The sequence below is a fragment of the Streptomyces sp. CB02400 genome (genome assembly GCF_001905725.1).
Lineage (GTDB): Bacteria > Actinomycetota > Actinomycetes > Streptomycetales > Streptomycetaceae > Streptomyces > Streptomyces atrovirens.
This window is the reverse complement of record NZ_LIWB01000015.1, coordinates 37,506-55,517: the sequence shown is the minus strand read 5'-3', so window position 1 is coordinate 55,517 and position 18,012 is coordinate 37,506. Positions and strand designations below refer to the sequence as shown.

Below are 18,012 nucleotides of genomic sequence, written 5' to 3'. Positions count from 1 at the left end.
CGGAGCCCGTACAGGGGGAAGCCGGTGAGGGCGCCCCGTCCCCACGGAGCCCTCACCGGCTGGTTCTGCGTTCGTCCAGGCCGTCAGGCCCGTACGAGTTCCCGGTCCTCGTCCTTCCTGTCGTCGTCCGTGCGCAGGCCCTCGCCCTCGACGTCCACGTTGGGCAGGATCCGGTCCAGCCACTTCGGCAGCCACCAGGCCCGCTCGCCGAGCAGGGCCAGCACCGCCGGGACGATCGCCATGCGGACGACGAACGCGTCGAAGAGGACGGCGACCGCGAGGCCGAAGCCGATCATCTTGACCATCTGCTCGCTGGAGCCGATGAAGCCGGAGAACACGGCCATCATGATCACCGCGGCGGCGGTCACCACCCGGGCGCTGTACTTGAAGCCGGTCACCACGGCCTGCCCCGGCTTCTCGCCGTGGACGTAGGCCTCCCGGATCCGGGTCACGAGGAACACCTCGTAGTCCATGGCCAGGCCGAAGACCACGCCGACCATGAAGATCGGCATCATCGACATGATCGGGCCGGTCTCCTCGACGCCCATCAGGCCGGACAGCCAGCCCCACTGGTAGACCGCGACGACCGCGCCGAGGGCCGCGAGGACCGACAGCAGGAAGCCGAGGGCAGCCTTCAGCGGGACCAGGATCGACCGGAAGACGACGATCAGCAGCAGGAACGCCAGGCCGACCACCAGGACCAGGTACGGCACCAGCGCGTCGTTGAGCTTCTGCGAGACGTCGATGTTCATGGCCGTGGAGCCGGTGACCAGGACGTCGGCGCCGGTGTCGGCCTTGATGTCCGCGCCGGTGTCACGGATGTCGTGCACCAGGTCCTCGGTGGTCACCGAGGAGGGCTTGGAGTCGGGGACGACGGTGATCGTCGCGGTGTCGCCGGCCTTGTTGGGGGCCGCCGGGGCGACGTTCACGACGTTGTCGAGGCCCTTGATGTCGTCGCCGGCCTGCTTGAAGACGGCATCCGGGTCGTCGCTGTCCTTGGCGTCGACCACGACCACGAGCGGGCCGTTGAAGCCGGGGCCGAAGCCCTCGGAGAGCAGGTCGTAGGCGCGGCGCTGGGTGGTGGACGTCGGCTGGGAGCCGTCGTCGGGCAGGCCCAGTTCCAGCGAGGCGGCCGGGACGGCCGCGGCACCCAGGCCGACCACGCCGAGCAGCAGCACGGCCAGCGGACGGCGCACGACGAAGCTGGCCCAGCGGGTGCCCATGTTCGGGCGCTGCGGCTTCTTCGCGGCGCGGCCCCCGCCGAGCAGCTTGCTCTTCTCACCGGCGGGCCGGACCCGGCGGCCCGCGTAGCCGAGCAGGGCGGGGATCAGGGTGAGGGCGATCAGGACCGCGATGGCGACCGTGCCGGCGGCGGCGATGCCCATCTTCGTCAGCATCGGGATGTTGACGACCGACAGGCCGACCAGGGCGATCACGACGGTGAGGCCGGCGAAGACCACGGCGGAGCCCGCGGTGCCGACGGCCCGGCCGGCCGCTTCCTCGCGCCCGCGGCCCTCGGCCAGTTCGGCCCGGTAGCGGGAGACGACGAACAGCGCGTAGTCGATGCCGACCGCGAGGCCGATCATCGAGGCCAGGATGGAGGTGGTGGAGCCGAGGTCCAGGGTGCTGGCCAGGGCGGTGATGCTGGCCACGCCGATGCCGACGCCGATGATCGCGGTGAGCAGCGGCAGCCCGGCCGCGAGCAGCGAGCCGAAGGTGATGACGAGGACGACCGCGGCGACGCCGATGCCGATGATCTCGGCGGAGCCGGTGTGCGGGACGGCCTGGAGGGCGTCACCGCCGATCTCCACGGTCAGCCCGGAGTCGCGGGCGTCCTCGGCGGCGCCTTCCAGGGCGTCGCGGGAGGAGTCCTCCAGCTCCATGCCGGAGACCTTGTAGCTCACCGAGGCGTAGGCGATGGTGCCGTCCTGGCTGACGCCGCCGCCCTGGTACGGGTCGGTGACGCGGGCGACCTCGGAGCCGTCGGAGAGCTCGTCGACGGTCTTCCGGACGGTCGCCTTGTTGTCGGCGTCGGTCATCTTCTCGCCGGCGGGCGCCTTGAAGACGACGCGTGCGGTCGCTCCGTCGGCGCTGGAGCCGGGGAAGCGTTCTTCCAGCAGGTCGAAGGCCTTCTGGGCCTCGGTGCCGGGTATGGAGAAGGACGAGTTGCCGGCCGCCGGGGCGCCGGCCGCGCCGACGCCCGCGAGCGCCAGCAGCGCCACCCAGATGAGGGCTACCAGATGCCGTCGCCTGAAGGCGAACCGGCCGAGTCGATAGAGGAAAGTGGCCACGAGGGCGTACTCCCGGTCAGGTCGTGGTTGCTTCGGGGCAGGTGTGATCAGCCCGACGACGTGAGCGGTGACGTCAGGTGGTGGCTGACTTGTGGCGGCTGACCCGGGGACGGTCAGTGAGTGGTCACGCCGAGGGCGGGGAGCACCACGGCGTCGATGTACGAGGTGAGGAATTCCCGCGTGGGCGGCAGGTCGTCGATCAGCGTCCGCGTGGCGAACGCGCCGACGAGCATGTGCACCATGTAGTCCAGCGCAGGGTTGTCGGGGCTGATCTCGCCCCGGTCGACCGCGCGCCGGATCATCCGCCGGAACTCCTCCATCTCCGGTTCGACCAGGAGTTCCTTGAACGCCTGGCGGAGATCGTCGTTCATGTGCACGGCCATGGCGAGCGCGCGCATCAGGGCGGCGTTCTGCTCCATGACGCAGTCGTCCTCACGGCCGACGATGGCGTGCAGGTCGCCCCGCAGGGTCCCGGTGTCGATGTCGGCGATGCCGCCCGGCTTCTGGCTGCGCATCGCTCTCACCACCAGCTCGGCCTTGCCGCCCCACTGGCGGTAGAGGGTGGCCTTGCTGGACCGGGTGCGGGCGGCCACGGCGTCCATGGTGACGGCGTCGTAGCCGACCTCGCGGAGCAGGGCGAGCACGGCCCCGTACAGCTCGGCCTCGCGCTCGGGGGTGATCCGGCTGCGACGCGTCGTCGCGACTTCACTCATACCGCTCACCCTTCCGCTCCGGTCCACTCCGGTGTCCACCGCACCGAACGGTACGGTTTCGTACACCACGAGAGTACTCCGCCCGCCCGGCATCTCCTAGCGAAACGAAACGGTTTCGTTCGTGGTCTGCGTCACGGTTGTCGGTTACCCATAAGTTGCCGGGGTCCGGGCCCCGGCAAAGCATGGGAAGGGTGAGCTATCTGCGTCTGCCCCACCTCAAGGACGACCTGCTGTGCTTCGTGGCCGAGGACGACCTCTGGCTCGCCCCGCTCGACGGACCGGGCCGCGCCTGGCGGCTCACCGTCGACCGCACCAAGCTCGGCCACCCCCGCTTCTCCCCCGACGGCCGCCACATCGCGTACACGAGCTGGCGCAGCCTCGACCCCGAGGTGCACCTCGTCCCGGTGGACGGCGGACCGGGCCGGCGCCTCACCTACTGGGGCAGCTCCGACACCCGGGTCTGCGGCTGGGCGCCCCCCGACGAGGACGGCCACGCCGAGATCCTCGCCGTCGCCTCGCACGGTGAGCCCTTCTCGTACTTCACCTGGGCCTACAAGCTCACCTGCGACGGCAGCCCCGGCCGCAAACTGCCCTGGGGCCCGGTCTCCGACATCCAGGTCGCCGACATCGCCGGGGAGCGCAAGTCGCTGCTGCTCACCGGCACCCCGCCGCACGAACCGGCCTCCTGGAAGCGCTACCGGGGCGGCGCCACGGGCAGGCTCTGGCTGCACGGGCACCGGCTCCTCGACGGCCTCGACGGCCATCTGCACTCCCCCATGTTCGTCGCCGGCCGGATCGCCTTCCTCTCCGACCACGAGGGCGTCGGCAACCTGTACTCGTGCGCGTACGACGGCTCCGACCTGCGCCGTCACACCGACCACGACGCCTTCTACGCCCGGCACGCCGCCAGTGACGGCACCCGGGTCGTCTACCAGTGCGCCGGCGACCTGTGGCTCGTGGACGACCTGTCCCCCGGCGCCGCCCCGCGCCGGCTCGACGTGACGCTGAGCGGGCCGCGCTCCGGGCGGCGCCCCTACCAGGTGCCCGCCGCCCGCCACCTCGACGGCATCTCGGTCGACGAGACCGGCCGCGCGAGCGCCGTCGTCGTACGCGGCAGCCTGTACTGGCTCACCCACCGCGACGGTCCCGCGCGCACCCTCACCGACACCCCGGGCGTACGGGTCCGGCTGCCGGAGATGCTCGGCGCGGGCGACCAGGTGGCGTACGTGACGGACGCCGAGGGCGAGGACGCCGTCGAGATCGCCTCCCTGCCCCGGGCCACCGGCCAGCGCGCCCCCCGGCGGCTGGCCGCCGGGAAGCTGGGCCGGGTGCTGGAGATGGTGGCCGACCCCGACGGGCGGCGGCTGGCCGTCGCCGCGCACGACGGACGGCTGCTGCTGGTCGACACCGACGAGGAGAGCCAGGGCGAGGTCACCGAGCTGATCCACTCCGGCAACGGGCCGGTGCGCGACCTCGCCTTCTCCCCCGACGGGGCCTGGCTGGCCTGGTCCCACCCGGTGATCGGGCGGTCGCTGCGGCAGATCAAACTCGCCCGGATCAAGGACCGGCTGGTGCTCGACGTCACCAACGGCCGCTTCGAGGACGAGAATCCGGTCTTCACCCTAGACGGCCGCTATCTCGCCTTCCTGTCCTGGCGCGGCTTCGACCCGGTGTACGACGTGCACACCGGCGACCTGTCGTTCCCGCTGGGCTGCCGCCCGTACCTGGTGCCGCTGTCGTCGGCGACCCCCTCCCCGTTCGCCCTGAACCCCGAGGGCCGCCCTGCCGCCGGCGGGCTGGACCCCGTCGAGCGCGAGGAGGCCGAGGAGGGCGGCGAGGCCGGCACGGTGACCGTCGAGGCGGAGGGCCTGGAGAGCAGGGTCACCCCCTTCCCGGTCTCCGCCTCCAAGTACTCGGGGCTGTACCCGGTCGCGGGCTGCGGTCTCGTCTGGCTGCGCTGGCCGATCTCCGGCGCGCTCGGCGAGACCTTCGCCAACCCCAGCGACATCAGCGGCCGGCCCACCCTGGAACACTTCAACATCGGCAAGGCGAAGAGGTCCGAACTCGTCGGCGACCTGGACTTCTTCGCGGTCAGCGGCGACGGCACCCGGCTGGTCGTGGCCGACGAGGGCGAGCTGCGCGCGGTGCCCGCCACCGAGCCCGGCGACAGCGACTCCACGGTGTGGATCGACGCCCGCCGCATCCTGCACGAGGCCGACCCGGCCGCCGAGTGGCGCCAGGCGTACGCGGAGGCCGGGCGGCTGATCCGCGCCTACTTCTGGGAACCCGGCATGGGCGGCATCGACTGGGACGCGATCCTGGAGCAGTACCGCCCGCTCGTCGAACGGGTCGCCTCCCCCGACGACTTCGCGGACCTGCTGCGCGAGGTCCTCGGCGAACTCGGCACCTCCCACGCCTACGTCACCGCCGCCCGCCGCAACGAGGGCCCCCCGCACTACCAGCGCCGCCAGGGCCTGCTCGGCGCCAACCTGGTTCCCCGCGAGGAGGGTTGGACCGTCAAGCGGATCCTGCCCGGCGACTCCTCCGACTCCCGCGCCCGCTCCCCGCTGGCCGGCACCGGCATCCGCGAGGGCGCGGTCCTCACCCACGTCGACGGCCGCCCGGTGGACCCGGTCACCGGCCCCTACCCGCTGCTCGCGGGTGCGGGCGGCACGACCGTGGAACTCACCTTCCTCCCACCCGTCGCCCACCACCACCCTTCTGCGGAAGGCCCTTCGGGCCCCTCCGATCCCGAGGGCGCGGGCCCGCCCCGCCGGGTCGCCGTCGTCCCGTTGATCGACGAGACACCGCTGCGCTACCAGGACTGGGTCGCCAAGCGCCGCGCGGTGGTACGGGAGTTGAGCGGTGGCCGCTGCGGCTACCTGCACATCCCCGACATGGGCGGCTCCGGCTGGGCCCAGTTCAACCGCGACGTGCGCATGGAGATGTCCCGCCCCGCGCTGATCGTGGACGTGCGCGGCAACGCGGGCGGCCACATCAGCGAACTCGTCGTGGAGAAGCTGACCCGCACCATCATCGGCTGGGACCTCACCCGCGACGCCCAGCCCGTGTCGTACGCCTCCAACGCCCCGCGCGGACCGCTCGTGGCGCTCGCGGACGAGGCGACCAGCTCCGACGGCGACATGATCACCGCCGCGTTCAAACTGCTGGAGCTGGGCCCGGTGGTGGGCCAGCGCACCTGGGGCGGAGTGGTCGGCATGACCGGCCGGCACCGGCTCGGCGACGGCACGGTGATCACGGTGCCGATGAACGCGGCCTGGTTCGACGCGTACGGCTGGTCCGTGGAGAACAAGGGCGTCGAACCCGACCTGGAGGCGCTGCGCACCCCGCTGGACTGGGCCGAGGGCCGGTACGCGGTGCTCGACGACGCGGTGCGGCTCGCCCTGGAGCTGCTGGAGGCCAACCCACCCGCGACGCCGCCGGCTTACCGCGACCTGCCCGACCGCTCCCGGCCGAAGCTGCCGCCCCGGACGCTGCCGCCGAGGACGTGAGGAAGGGGCGCCCCTTCGCCATGGGGCACCCCTTCCGCTTCAGCGCACGACGCGTTCAGACGTCCTCAGGTGTCCTCAAGCGTCTTCGGACGTCCCCAGACGTCTTCGCCGCTCGACGTCAGACGTCGTAGTCCTGGTCGATACGCTCCTCGGACTCCCGCCGACGGCGCGGCTCGTCCATGTCCTCGTCCCTCCGGCGGCCACGGCCCTGCATCTGCTCCTTGCCCTGCTGGGCACGCTGCTTGGCCTGCTGCTGGAACTGCTCGGACTTCTCCTGGAACTGATCCTTCATACCCATGTGGGTTCACTCCCGTTGTGGGGTGGGGGGAACTTGCCCGATCAGATTCACACGCCCCGTCACCCCGCGCATGTCGATCAGTCACGGACCGTGTTCCGGTGCTGCTCATCGGCGTTGCCGCCCGCCCCGACCAACCCCGTGCGCACGCCCGCGAGCCGGTCGCCGAAGCGCCGCATCTCCCGCTGCCCCACCGTCCCGATGACCGCGGGCAGGTACCCGCGCACGCCCTGCATCCCGCGCAGCCACCACTGCCCGTACACATGGCTCGCCCGCCGCTCGATGCCGGCCACCAGCCGGTCCACCGCGGGCCCCAGCGGGTACGTCTTGTTCGACGGCCACGGCAGCCGCTGCCGCAACTCCCGCATCACGTCGTCCTGATCGGCCCCGCGCACCATGTCGGTGTCGGTCCACGACAGGTACCCGACGCCCACCTTCACGCCCCGGTACCCGACTTCGGCGCGCAGACTGTGCGCGTACGCCTCCACACCGGACTTGGAGGCGCAGTACGCCGTCATCATCGGCGCCGGGGTGATCGCGGCGAGGGAGGCTATCTGGAGCAGGTAGCCCCGGCTCTCGGCGAGCAGCGGCAGGAACGCCCGAGCGGTGACCGCCGATCCGATCAGGTTCACCTCTATCACCCGCCGCCAGGACTCCGGATCGGAGTCGGCGAACGGACCGCCCGTCGCCACACCGGCGTTGGCGACCACGATGTCGACCCGGCCGAACCGCTCCCGGACCTCCTCGGCGACCTTGGCCATCGCCTCGTGGTCGGTGACGTCCGCGTACCAGTGGTCGCTGTCGCTGTGCAGCCGCGCGGAGACATCCTTGAGCGCGTCCGGCTCCAGCCCGACCAGCGCCACCTTCACCCCGCGCGCGGAGAGCTTGCGGGCCAGCAACTCCCCGACGCCGCGCGCCGCTCCGGTGACGACGGCGACCCTTCCTTCGAGACTGACCCTGCTCATGCGCTCTCCTCGACGGCGGGTACGGCGTTGATGTGGGCGGCGGCCAGGGCGCGGATCTTCCCGGTGACCAGGTCGGGCGCCTCGACGGGTGTCATGTGGCCGATGCCGGGCAGCTCGGTGACGCCGAGGCAGTTCGGCAGCGCGGCGGCGAGCGACCGGGCGTGCACCGGCGGGGTGAGCCGGTCCGCGCCACCGGCGACGATCTCGACCGGTACGCGCAACTCGGCGAGTCCGTGGTCGAGATCGAGCCCGTCGAGCACGCGCGACCAGGCGTGGCGCACCGTGCGCGGACAGGCGTGCACGATACGGGCGCACGCCTCGACCATGTCCGGGGCGGAGGCGGGGCCCATCGTCGCGTACTTGAGGATCCGGCGGGCGAGCGGTGTGACCGGCCCGAGCGGGGCGCGGGAGCCGAGGATGTGCCCGGTCAGCCGGCTCCGCGCCCTGCCCGCCCGTATCGGCACCACCGTCGACTCGGCGACCAGCCGCGAACTGCCGGTGCTGCACAGCAGGACGGCGGCCACGTGCGCGCGGAACGCGGGCCTCGTGGCGGCGGCCATCACCGTCATCCCGCCCATGGAGTGCCCGGCGACCACGGCCTGTTCGCCGGGCGCGAGGGTGGCGGTGAGTACGGCTTCGAGGTCGTCGGCGAGCGCGTCGGTGCTGCACGCCGGGCTCGCGGGGGTGCGTCCGTGGCCGCGCTGGTCGTAGGCGATGACCCGGTGGTCGGCGGCCAGTTCGCGGATCTGCGCCGCCCAGAACGCGGTCGAGCAGGTCCAGCCGTGGGCGAGGACGACCGCCGGCGCCTCCTCGGGGCCGTGCACCTCGACGTGCAGCCGGGCGCCGTCGGCGGAGAGGGCGGTCAGTTCACGGGCGGCGGCGGGCGGGGCGTACGGCCCGGAGGTGACGTGGGTGAGGCGGCTCACGCGGTCACCTCGGCGTTCTCCTGGGTGACCGTGCTGTTGGGGTGCGCCCGCAGGACGGCGTACTCGGCGAGGTCGACCCGCCGGGTCTCGCGCCGGAACTCGCTCGTCGTACCGGGCCAGATGGTGGTGTTGCGCCCGCTCTCGTCGAGGTACCAGCTCGTACAGCCGCCGGTGTTCCACACCGTGCGCTTCATCCGCTCCTGCACCCGGTGGTTCCAGGCGCGTACGGCGCTGGGGCGGGCGTCGAGGGCGACCCGGCCCCCGAGGACGTCCAACTGCCGCATGTAGTCGGCCAGGTAGTTGAGCTGGGACTCGATCATCAGGATCATGGAGGAGTTCCCGAGGCCGGTGTTGGGCCCGATGATCGTCATCCAGTTGGGGAACCCGGCGGCGGCCGCACCGCGCAGGGACTGCATCCCGCCCGCCCAGCTCTCGGCGAGGGTCTTCCCCTCCGCCCCGACGACCCGCTCCGCGATGGGCATGTCGGTGACGTGGAACCCGGTCCCGAACACGATCGCGTCGACCTCGGCCTCGCTCCCGTCGGCACCGACGACGGTGGACCCGCGCACCTCACTCAAACCGCTCGCGACGACATCGACATTGGGCTGAGCGAGCGCAGGATAGTAGGTGCTCGACAGCAGGATCCGCTTGCAGCCGATGCGGTAGTCGGGGGTGAGCCTGGCGCGCAGGGCCGGGTCCTTGATGGCGCGGCCCATGTTCCGCTTGGCGAGCTGCTCGACGAAGCCGAGCTCGCCGGGGTGCTTGGTGAACGCCTGGACCTGCAACTCCCTGATGCCCCAGAGCAGTCCGCGGCGCAGCTTGGTGGTGACGGGCAGTGCCCGGTGCAGGGCGCGCTCGGCTCCGCTGATGGGCCGGTCGACGCGGGGCAGGACCCAGGCGGGGGTGCGCTGGAAGAGGGTGAGTCGCGAGACGAGCGGCTGGATGGAGGGCACGATCTGGATCGCGGACGCCCCGGTGCCGACCATGGCGACCCGCTTGCCGCGCAGGTCGTAGTCGTGGTCCCACTGGGCGGAGTGGAAGACCTTGCCGGGGAAGGAGTCGAGCCCGGGGATGTCGGGCAGTTTCGGCTCCGACAACGGCCCGGTGGCGGAGACGACGACGTCCGCGCTGAGATTCCCGCTGCTCGTCTCGATCTCCCACCGCATCCGCTCGCCGTCCCACACCATCCGCTTCACCTCCGAGTCGAGGCGGATGTGGGGCCGCAGCCCGAAGACGTCGGTGACGTGCTCCAGGTAGGCGCGGATGTGCCGCTGTCCGGAGAAGGAGCGGGGCCAGTCGGGGTTGGGCGCGAAGGAGAACGAGTACAGGTGCGACGGCACGTCGCAGGCGCAGCCGGGGTAGCTGTTGTCGCGCCAGGTGCCGCCGACACTGCCGGCCCGCTCCAGGACGACGAAGTCGGTGATCCCCTCGCGCCGCAGCCGCACGGCGGCCCCGAGCCCGCCGAATCCCGACCCGACCACCGCCACCCGTACGTGCTCGTGCTCTTGTCCGTGCTCGTGCTCGGCCATCCCGAAGCCTCCACGCATCGCTCAGAACTCCGCCAGTGAACACTGGCGCAATGGGGAGCGTAGAGCAGCTCCGTACTGATGGGTAGGGGGCACGCGAGGAAAGTTACCGCCGGTACGCCCTAGGCTTCAGGCGTGGCAGAAGAGAGCGAAGGACCCGGTGAGCGACGCGAGTACCGCATGGACGAGCTGGCCCGGCTGGCCGGCATCACGGTGCGCACGCTGCGCTTCTACCGCGAGCGCAAGCTGATCCCGCCACCGCGCCGTGAGGGCCGTATCGCCTGGTACGACGACCACCACCTGGCCCGTCTGCGCACGATCACGGCGCTCCTGGAACGCGGCCACACCCTGAACGGCATAGCGGAACTCGCCGAGGCCTTCGACCACGGCCGTGACGTCGGCGAACTCCTCGGCATGGACGTCCCCACCGACGAGGTCCCCGTCCGCCTCACCCCCGAGGAACTCGCCGACCACTTCGCCGGCGAGGTCACCCCGGAGAACCTGGCCGTCGCGCTGGACCTCGGTTACCTCGGCGTCGACGGCGAGGAGATCGTCCACATCAGCCGGCGCCTGCTGGACGTGTCGTCGGCCCTGGTCCGCGAGGGCATCCCGCTCGCGGAGGTGCTCCGCACCGGCGCGGAGGTCCGCACCCACGCCGACACCCTGGCCGACCTCTTCGCCACTCTGATCCTCCGCCACGCCCCGGAGGAATCCCTCCACCGCCTGCGCCCACTGGCCCGCAGCGTGGTGGACGCGGAACTGTCCCTGGCCCTGGACCGGCGGCTGCGCAAACAGGACTAGCGATTCTTCACATACCCGAGGTCGACGGGCTCCACCGGCGGCCCGTCCCGCCGCACACGCGCCAGCAGCTCCGGCAACTGCGGCGGCCACAACGGCTCCGTGTCCCCCGCCAGCTCCTCCGGCGACCACCAGCGCCACCGCAGGATCCGGTCCTCGGCGTGCGCGGCGGCGAGGTCTCCCGTGAGGTCACGCCGGGGACCACGGGCGAGGAAGACGTGCTCGCTCTGCCGCACCGGAACACCGGCCCGGGTGAAGTCGTGCTCCCACAGACACAGCACGGTGCCGTCGAGCGCGATGTCGTCCCACCCGGTCTCCTCGCGCAGCTCCCGCCGCGCGGCCTGCTCGGGCGTCTCCCCCGGTTCCATGCCACCACCGGGCATCGCCCAGTGGACACCGACCTCGTCATTGTCGTACCGGAACATGAAGACGGCCCCGTCCGGATCCAGCACGGCGACCCGAGCGGCCTGCCTCGGCGTCCGCATCAGCTCACGCCCTGCTCGTAGACCACCGTCACGGGCGCGTGGTCCGACCACCGCTCGGCGTGCGTGGCCGCGCGCTCGACGCGGGCGTCGACCGCCCGTCCCGCGAGTCCCGGGGTCGCCATCTGGTAGTCGATCCTCCATCCGGTGTCGTTGTCGAAGGCCCGCCCCCGGTAGGACCACCAGGAGTACGGCCCGTCCACGTCCGGATGCAGCGCCCGTACGACATCGACGTACCCGCCGTCCGCCGGATCGAGCACCCGGGACAGCCACTCCCGCTCCTCCGGCAGGAACCCGGAACTCTTGGTGTTCCCGCGCCAGTTCTTCAGGTCGGCCTTCTCATGGGCGATGTTCCAGTCCCCGCAGACGACGACCTCCCGCCCGTCGGCGGCGGCCCGCTCCCGCAGTCCTCTGAGGTAGACGAGGAACTGGTCCATGAACCGCACCTTCTCGTCCTGCCGCTCGGTCCCGACATCCCCGGACGGCAGATAGAGCGAGGCGACGGTCACACCGGGCAGATCGACCTCCGCATACCGCCCGCTGTCATCGAACTCGTCCGACCCGAAACCGATTTGTGTGCGCTCGGGCTCACGCCGGGAGTACAGGGACACCCCCGCACGCCCCTTGGCAGCGGCGGGAGCATGCGTCACGTACCACCCCTCGGGCTCCCGCACCTGCTCCGGCAACTGCTTCGCCTCCGCCCGCACCTCCTGCAGACACAGCACATCGGCGGAGGTCCCGGCCAGCCACTCCACGAAGCCCTTCTTGGCGGCGGCCCGCAGTCCATTGACGTTGACGGAGGTCACAGTGAGCATCAGGGCACGATACGACACTCCAGGTCCGGGCATGTTTTACGGTAATCGGCATGGATATCCGCCCGGTCCCGTACGACCACCCCGACGCCGTGAAACTGGATGCCGAGGTCCAGGCCGAGTACCACGTCCGCTACGGCGACGGCGGCGACTCCACCCCCATGCACCCGGCGGACTTCAGGCCCCCGAACGGCACCTACCTGATCGCCTACGACGAGGCGGGCATCCCCGTGGCCTCCGGCGGCTGGCGCGTCCAGGACGCCAACGACGAGGGCAACCGCGACGGCGACGCCGAGCTCAAGCGCATGTACGTGACCGAGCAGATGCGCGGCCGGGGCCTGGCCCGCCGCATCCTGGCCGCCCTGGAGGAGGACGCCCGCGCGGCCGGCCGCGTCCGCATGGTCCTGGAAACCGGCACCAAGCAGCCGGAGGCCATCGCCCTGTACACCTCCAGCGGCTACGAACCCTGCGAGAAGTTCGGCTACTACCGCTTCCACGAGGACAGCCGCTGCTACGCGAAGACGCTCTGAGACCGGCGCCGGGTCATTGCCAGAAGACCTCTTCCACGATGATCTGGGGGTCCTCCACACGCCGAATGAAGGTGTAGCGCAGCCAGCCGTGCCCATGACCGAAGAAGAAGATGCGAGGGCCCTTCGGAACGCTGGACTGGATCGGCCTGACCCTCATGCCGTCGGGAAGGTCCGCATCCGTGCGATGCCCCGGAAGTACGGGTCCTTCGCCGTGACGAGTTCAGCGCGCACGGCGTCGACCGTCTTCCGCACATGCTCGGGCAGGGTGTCGCGAACGGCCTGAGCCTTGAGCGTCCAGTCCATCTGCCACGGCGGTCCCATGAACCCGTCGTCGGTCACTGACCAGGCTCCAGCCGCTGTACCTCGTGCCGGATGTGGGAGGCTTCTTCCAGGAGCGCCTTGGCCTCGGCGATGTCGGTGGACCCTGCCGCACGGTGGTGGAGATCAGCCATATGGGCATCGAGCTCCGGATCCCGTGCGACCGCGTACTCACCCCACCAGCGGGCCATGAACGCAGGCACCGTGCTGATGTCATACGCGTCCGCGACGGCCCACTTCCAGTGCTCGTCGAAGTCCGGAAGAAGCTGGGGAGCGTGCTGAGCGATGGCAGCACGCAACGCCTTGGGGTTCCGCTCGGGCATGGGCGGGACGGCCGGCGTGGATTCTGCTGCGCGTGCGGACATGACCGGGTGTACTCCTTCGGTGCACCGTGCCTACGACGATAGCCCTCCCCGACGACCCGGGTGAGCCGTTCGATACCCGCCCACCGCACAGCCTGGAGACTCATGAGCACGCCCCACCCGTCCCACTGTCGACGACACTCCCAGTGCCACGTGCGTCCGACGAGGACAGGCGCCGGCCACGGGACTCCGCCACGCGCAGCGCGTCCGCCAGGCACTCGGTGAGCCGGACGGCGGTGTAGCGCACCTCGACGTTCGGGGACAGGGGCTCGTCCAGCACCCGTCGAGCGCGGCCGAGCATCTCCAGGCCGTCGGCCAGTTGACGCGCCTCCGTCTCGTCCGCCAACTGCGAGACACGGCCGCCCTCGACACCGTTGGCGAGGAAGCAGGGCTTGCCGTCCGACGACGACCAGGGCAGCAGCCGCAGCGAGGGGGTCGACTCCATCACGCGGCCACCTTCCCCGCCCCGACGACGTACTGATCGAGGTCGAGGTACGGACGAACGAGCCTGGACTCGGCTCCGTCGAGCGGAAGGTGCCGGCAGTACGGGGAGCGGTGGAGGGGGAGGCGGGCGGAGCCGGTGGGGCGGACGGTGAGGTGGGCGGGGCGAGGATCGCCCGCACGGTGGGCTCCCGTGCCGGGGCCGAAGAGAAGGCCCGGCCACCGGACCACACGGCGGATAAAGTCATGCATGTCGACGCTCCGATTCAGCGTTGGCCGCGCCCCGGGAGGTCTGGCCACCTCGCCGGGGTCTTACACGACCGACGTTACAGCGCACTGCATCCCTCTACATACAAGTGCAGAGGGATCCGCTCGAGCGTGCAGATAGGCATACGCCTACGTTGGACATATGAGCGATACAGAGGAGCCCAAGTCGACCTTGGACCCGATGAGCGCAAGGCCGCTCTACGTCCAACTGGCCGACGTGATCACGAAGAAGATCGAGTCAGGGGAGCTGGCCCCGGACAGGCCGATCCCCTCGGAGAATCATCTGGCCGACGAGTACGGCGTGGCACGGCTCACCGCCCGCCGGGCCGCGCAGGAACTCCGCGAGCGAGGGCTCATCGTGACCGTACGCGGCAAGGGATCCTTCGTCGTGGACCAGCCGCCGACCGCCGCACCCGAGAACGAGACCACCGACTGACGGCCCGCTCAACACGAAGAAGCCCCCGCCGATTTCTCGGCGGGGGCTTCCAACTGTGCAGTGGACCTGAGGGGATTTGAACCCCTGGCCCCCTCGATGCGAACGAGGTGCGCTACCGGACTGCGCCACAGGCCCTTGCAACGAGTGAAACTTTAGCATCCCGATCGGGGTGCTCGGAAATCCGTTGGCCTGGCACTACTCGTTGGCGGCCTTCGGGCGGTCGCCGTCCTCGTACTGGTCGAAGAGGGGGGTGCGGCCGCGTTCGCGGGAGCGGCGGGCCGAGGCGGCCCGGCGGGCGTCGCTGCGGTCGTCGGCGGGAGCGGCCGGGTCCGGGTCCGCTTCGTCGGCCGAGCCCTGTGCCTCGTCCGCCGGTACGGCGCTGGAGCGGGCCGAGCTCCAGGTGTCCGGGGCGCCCAGGTCCACGTCGCCCGTGGCGCGGGGGGCGACCGGGGCGGTCACGTACGTCGGGAGCGGTACCGGGACCGGGTCCCAGCTGTCGCCGCCCTGGCCGGGCCGCCGCTGCCGCTCGCGCTGCTGGTCGACCCACTCGGCGTGGTCGGTCTGCTCGACGAGCGCGCGCCGGTCCGCGGCGAGCGCGGTCATGCCCGGGTCGACGTCGACTCCCGCTTCCGGCCCCTCCGGTTCGTCGGGGTCGGCGTCCTCGACGGACGGGCGGCGTCGCGGCTGTCGCTCCCGCTCGCGCAGCCGCTGCGCGGCGACCTCGGCCTGGCGGCGGTCCATCTGGTAGGCGAAGCGGCGGCGCTCCTGGGAGCGGAGGTAGGCGATGTAGGCGCTCAGCAGCACGGCCGGCACGCCGGGTGCCCAGAGGAACGCGAGTCCGCCGACCGCCGCGACGATCGCGCCGAGCGTGAAGGCGGCGAAGAGCATCGTGGTGGTGCGCCGGCGGCGGGCGAGCGCCTTGGAGCGCTGGGCGCGCGCGGCGGCGGCCTGCGCCGCTCGGGCCCGCTGGGCGTCCTGTCCGCGGCGGGCGGCCGGGACGCGTCCCCGCGCGGCGGCCGGTTCGGGCGCCCGCCCGTCCGCGCGCTCGCGCGGAGGCCGGGCAGGTACCGGTTCCGGCCGCTCCTCGGGGAGCGACGGCAGGGGTGCCTGGGTCTGCGGACGGGTCTGGGACACGGCGAAGGCCCGGACGTCCACCGTGTCGGTGACCGCGTCCGGGTCGTGGACGTCGTACTCCCCCTCGTCGGCGGAGCGCGCCCGCAGGTCCTTGGCGTACCGGCGCTCCATGCCCGCCCGTCCGGACAGCAATCGGATGGCGGTGCTGAAGCGTTCCGTCGGACGGGCCTCGTTCAGCTCGTCCTGCCTACGGAGCCACATCGGCACCAAGTAGGCGGCCCAGGCCCCGACGATGACTGCGTAGATGAGGCCGCTGCTGCTCACATCTCACACGGTAGAGGGGTTTGCACGGGGCCATCCGCCAATTGGGCCGGTGTGTCGCACGATCTGGCTGATATTTCGAACTTTTCTTGTGACCGGCACGATCAGGGACCCCCTCAAAGCGGGAATTCCACGCCTGAAGGCGGTCACCTTCCGCTTAAATTCGAACGTTTATTCAATTTCCGGGGCCGTGCGGGATTCCCGGATTACGCCGCTCGTGGCCGGACCGCCCCTCGGAGCGTGCCCGGCGCCACCGGGCGAGCAAACCGTCGGGGACCTCCTCCGCCGTGAGCGCGAAGACGAGGTGGTCGCGCCAGGCGCCGTCGATGTGCAGATATCGCGGGCGCAGTCCCTCCTCGCGGAATCCGAGTTTCTCCACGACCCTGCGGCTCGGCCCGTTCTCGGGGCGAATGCAGACCTCGACGCGGTGCAGTCCGACAGCGCGGAAACAGTGGTCCACGACCATCGCCACGGCCGTCGGCATCACTCCGCGGCCGGCCACCGACTCGTCCACCCAGTAGCCGACGTGGCCCGAGCACATCGAGCCCCAGGTGATCCCGGCGACCGTCAACTGGCCGACGAGACGGCCCTGGTACTCGATGACGAACGGCAGCATCCGGCCCGCGTTGGCCTCGGAGCGCAGGTGGCGGACCATCTGACGGTAGGTCGGCCGGTGGGTGACCGGGCCGCTGGGCGTGGGCGGCGGGATCGTCGCCTCCCAGGGCCGCAGCCAGTCACGGTTGCGGCGGTTGACCTCGCGCCAGGCCTTCTGGTCGCGCAGCCTTATCGGCCGGAGGACGATGTCGCCGTCCACCAGCTCGACCGGCCAGTGTGGGCTGTTCAGCTCGCACCCCCGCCCGTGGCGTCCGGTCTCGGGTGGTCCCCGCCGCGCAGCTGGTCCACGGCGTGCTTCAGCAGCGGCTCCAGGACGGCAAGACCGTCCTTCACCCCGCCGCTGGACCCCGGCAGGTTGACGATCAGCGTGCCGCCCGCGACTCCCGCGAGGCCCCGGGAGAGGGCGGCCGTGGGCACCTTGTCGCGGCCGTACGCCCGGATGGCCTCCGCGATGCCGGGGATCTCGTGGTCGATGACCCGGCGGGTCGCCTCGGGGGTGCGGTCGGTGGGTGAGATGCCGGTGCCGCCGGTGGTGACGACGACGTCGTAGGCGGCGTCGACGCCCGCGCGGAGAGCCGCCTCCACGGGGTCGCCGTCGGGGACGACCCGGGGGCCGTCGACCGCGAAGCCGAAGCGCCGCAGTCCCTCCGCGATCAGCGGGCCGCCCTTGTCCTCGTAGACGCCGGCGGCAGCCCGGTTGGACGCGGTGACCACGAGCGCGCTGTACGGCGCGAGCAGCGCGCCTCCGGCGGTCACGTCGAGTGTCATGCCCGGCTCCAGTCGCCCGACTTGCCGCCCGTCTTCTCCTCGACCCGTACGTCCGTGATGACCGCCTCCTTGTCGACCGCCTTGACCATGTCGATCACGGTGAGCGCGGCGACGGAGACCGCGGTGAGCGCCTCCATCTCGACGCCCGTACGGTCCGTCGTCCTCACCGTCGCCGCGATCTCCACGGCGTCGTCCGCGACCGACAGGTCCAGTTTCACACCGGACACCGACAACGGGTGACAGAGCGGGATCAGATCGGGGGTGCGTTTGGCGCCCATGATGCCCGCGATGCGCGCGGTGGCCAGCGCGTCGCCCTTGGGGACGCCCTCGCCGCGCAGCAGCTCGATCACGCGCGGTGAGACGAGAACGCGGCCGGTGGCCCGCGCGGTGCGCGCGGTGACGTCCTTGGCGGACACGTCGACCATGCGGGCGGCGCCCGCCTCGTCGATGTGGGTCAGGCGGGACTGGTCGGAGGAACCGGGGGTCTCCCCCCGGGAAGGCACGGTCATGATCGTGTGGCGCTCCCGGTCCTGGCCCGTCGCGGTGCGGCGCACGGGCCT

The 18,012-nt window shown here is 71.5% G+C and carries 21 protein-coding genes and 1 tRNA gene; 4 read left to right on the top strand and 18 right to left on the bottom strand.

The features are described 5' to 3' along the window. Nucleotides 1-83: 83 nt before the first annotated feature. Together AMK33_RS29535 and AMK33_RS29530 are read right to left on the bottom strand one after the other, a co-directional pair. Nucleotides 84-2,291: an MMPL family transporter gene (locus AMK33_RS29535; protein ID WP_073936038.1), complete on the bottom strand. Its 2,208-nt coding sequence runs from the start codon at nt 2,289-2,291 to the stop codon at nt 84-86. Nucleotides 2,292-2,404: 113 nt separating this feature from the next. Beyond that, entirely contained in the window at nt 2,405-3,004 is a 600-nt protein-coding gene (locus tag AMK33_RS29530; protein ID WP_073936164.1) for a TetR/AcrR family transcriptional regulator, read from the bottom strand. A gap of 191 nt (nt 3,005-3,195) precedes the next feature. Here AMK33_RS29530 and AMK33_RS29525 point away from each other — a divergent pair, with 191 nt between their 5' ends. Beyond that, on the top strand, nt 3,196-6,516 hold the full coding sequence (locus tag AMK33_RS29525) for a S41 family peptidase (protein WP_073936037.1): 3,321 nt from the start codon (nt 3,196-3,198) through the stop codon (nt 6,514-6,516). 118 nt (nt 6,517-6,634) lie between these two features. On the opposite strand, the gene AMK33_RS29520 is transcribed toward AMK33_RS29525, so the two are convergent. The 4 genes from AMK33_RS29520 to AMK33_RS29505 all read right to left on the bottom strand — a co-directional run bounded on the left by AMK33_RS29520 (nt 6,635) and on the right by AMK33_RS29505 (nt 10,231). Continuing rightward, complete coding sequence (locus AMK33_RS29520) at nt 6,635-6,814, bottom strand: hypothetical protein (protein ID WP_073936036.1); 180 nt, start codon at nt 6,812-6,814, stop codon at nt 6,635-6,637. A gap of 77 nt (nt 6,815-6,891) precedes the next feature. Further along, on the bottom strand, nt 6,892-7,776 hold the full coding sequence (locus tag AMK33_RS29515) for an SDR family oxidoreductase (RefSeq protein ID WP_073936035.1): 885 nt from the start codon (nt 7,774-7,776) through the stop codon (nt 6,892-6,894). Continuing rightward, the gene (locus AMK33_RS29510; RefSeq protein ID WP_073936034.1) at nt 7,773-8,702 is read right to left on the bottom strand and encodes an alpha/beta fold hydrolase; all 930 of its coding nucleotides are present in this window, start codon (nt 8,700-8,702) and stop codon (nt 7,773-7,775) included. Before AMK33_RS29510 ends, AMK33_RS29515 begins: the two co-directional genes overlap by 4 nt. Beyond that, on the bottom strand, nt 8,699-10,231 hold the full coding sequence (locus AMK33_RS29505; protein ID WP_073936033.1) for a flavin-containing monooxygenase: 1,533 nt from the start codon (nt 10,229-10,231) through the stop codon (nt 8,699-8,701). The genes AMK33_RS29510 and AMK33_RS29505 overlap by 4 nt, the downstream gene beginning before the upstream one ends. Before the next feature lie 177 nt (nt 10,232-10,408). Between AMK33_RS29505 and AMK33_RS29500 the strand changes: the two genes are divergently transcribed. Beyond that, nucleotides 10,409-11,029 carry a MerR family transcriptional regulator gene (locus AMK33_RS29500; RefSeq protein WP_073936032.1) on the top strand — a complete coding sequence of 207 codons (621 nt, stop codon included), beginning with the start codon at nt 10,409-10,411 and terminating at the stop codon, nt 11,027-11,029. On the opposite strand, the gene AMK33_RS29495 is transcribed toward AMK33_RS29500, so the two are convergent. Together AMK33_RS29495 and AMK33_RS29490 are read right to left on the bottom strand one after the other, a co-directional pair. Beyond that, nucleotides 11,026-11,511 (bottom strand): NUDIX hydrolase, encoded by a 486-nt coding sequence (locus AMK33_RS29495; RefSeq protein WP_073936031.1) that lies wholly within the window; start codon nt 11,509-11,511, stop codon nt 11,026-11,028. The genes AMK33_RS29500 and AMK33_RS29495 overlap by 4 nt on opposite strands. Continuing rightward, complete coding sequence (locus AMK33_RS29490; RefSeq protein WP_073936030.1) at nt 11,511-12,323, bottom strand: exodeoxyribonuclease III; 813 nt, start codon at nt 12,321-12,323, stop codon at nt 11,511-11,513. The genes AMK33_RS29495 and AMK33_RS29490 overlap by 1 nt, the downstream gene beginning before the upstream one ends. Nucleotides 12,324-12,373: 50 nt before the next feature. Between AMK33_RS29490 and AMK33_RS29485 the strand changes: the two genes are divergently transcribed. After that, nucleotides 12,374-12,850, top strand: coding sequence for a GNAT family N-acetyltransferase (locus tag AMK33_RS29485; protein WP_073936029.1), 477 nt, complete (start codon nt 12,374-12,376; stop codon nt 12,848-12,850). 13 nt (nt 12,851-12,863) lie between these two features. Here the strand turns inward: AMK33_RS29485 and AMK33_RS44985 are convergent, their stop codons facing one another. The 5 genes from AMK33_RS44985 to AMK33_RS29465 all read right to left on the bottom strand — a co-directional run bounded on the left by AMK33_RS44985 (nt 12,864) and on the right by AMK33_RS29465 (nt 14,223). Beyond that, nucleotides 12,864-13,007: a hypothetical protein gene (locus tag AMK33_RS44985; protein ID WP_327380000.1), complete on the bottom strand. Its 144-nt coding sequence runs from the start codon at nt 13,005-13,007 to the stop codon at nt 12,864-12,866. After that, a complete protein-coding gene (locus AMK33_RS44980) occupies nt 13,004-13,189 on the bottom strand; it encodes a hypothetical protein (RefSeq protein WP_073936028.1) in 186 nt (61 codons plus the stop codon). Before AMK33_RS44980 ends, AMK33_RS44985 begins: the two co-directional genes overlap by 4 nt. Then, complete coding sequence (locus AMK33_RS29475) at nt 13,186-13,533, bottom strand: DUF6247 family protein (RefSeq protein WP_073936027.1); 348 nt, start codon at nt 13,531-13,533, stop codon at nt 13,186-13,188. The genes AMK33_RS44980 and AMK33_RS29475 overlap by 4 nt, the downstream gene beginning before the upstream one ends. A 100-nt stretch (nt 13,534-13,633) precedes the next feature. Further along, nucleotides 13,634-13,975: a hypothetical protein gene (locus AMK33_RS29470; RefSeq protein WP_073936026.1), complete on the bottom strand. Its 342-nt coding sequence runs from the start codon at nt 13,973-13,975 to the stop codon at nt 13,634-13,636. Then, a complete protein-coding gene (locus AMK33_RS29465) occupies nt 13,975-14,223 on the bottom strand; it encodes a hypothetical protein (RefSeq protein ID WP_073936025.1) in 249 nt (82 codons plus the stop codon). Before AMK33_RS29465 ends, AMK33_RS29470 begins: the two co-directional genes overlap by 1 nt. 196 nt (nt 14,224-14,419) lie before the next feature. On the opposite strand from AMK33_RS29465, the gene AMK33_RS29460 reads away from it, so the two are divergent. Continuing rightward, entirely contained in the window at nt 14,420-14,674 is a 255-nt protein-coding gene (locus AMK33_RS29460) for a GntR family transcriptional regulator (protein WP_079195008.1), read from the top strand. Between the two features lie 61 nt (nt 14,675-14,735). On the opposite strand, the gene AMK33_RS29455 is transcribed toward AMK33_RS29460, so the two are convergent. From AMK33_RS29455 to moaC, 5 genes are all read right to left on the bottom strand, one after another. Further along, a tRNA-Ala gene (locus AMK33_RS29455) sits at nt 14,736-14,809 on the bottom strand. Nucleotides 14,810-14,869: 60 nt separating this feature from the next. Then, nucleotides 14,870-16,072 (bottom strand): divisome protein SepX/GlpR, encoded by a 1,203-nt coding sequence (gene sepX / locus AMK33_RS29450; RefSeq protein WP_073936023.1) that lies wholly within the window; start codon nt 16,070-16,072, stop codon nt 14,870-14,872. A 172-nt stretch (nt 16,073-16,244) separates the two neighbouring features. Beyond that, nucleotides 16,245-16,883: a GNAT family N-acetyltransferase gene (locus AMK33_RS29445; RefSeq protein WP_235618237.1), complete on the bottom strand. Its 639-nt coding sequence runs from the start codon at nt 16,881-16,883 to the stop codon at nt 16,245-16,247. Nucleotides 16,884-16,909: 26 nt separating this feature from the next. Further along, nucleotides 16,910-17,452, bottom strand: coding sequence for a MogA/MoaB family molybdenum cofactor biosynthesis protein (locus AMK33_RS29440; protein WP_073936021.1), 543 nt, complete (start codon nt 17,450-17,452; stop codon nt 16,910-16,912). Further along, nucleotides 17,449-17,961 carry a cyclic pyranopterin monophosphate synthase MoaC gene (gene moaC, locus AMK33_RS29435; protein WP_073936163.1) on the bottom strand — a complete coding sequence of 171 codons (513 nt, stop codon included), beginning with the start codon at nt 17,959-17,961 and terminating at the stop codon, nt 17,449-17,451. Before moaC ends, AMK33_RS29440 begins: the two co-directional genes overlap by 4 nt. Nucleotides 17,962-18,012: the final 51 nt, after the last annotated feature.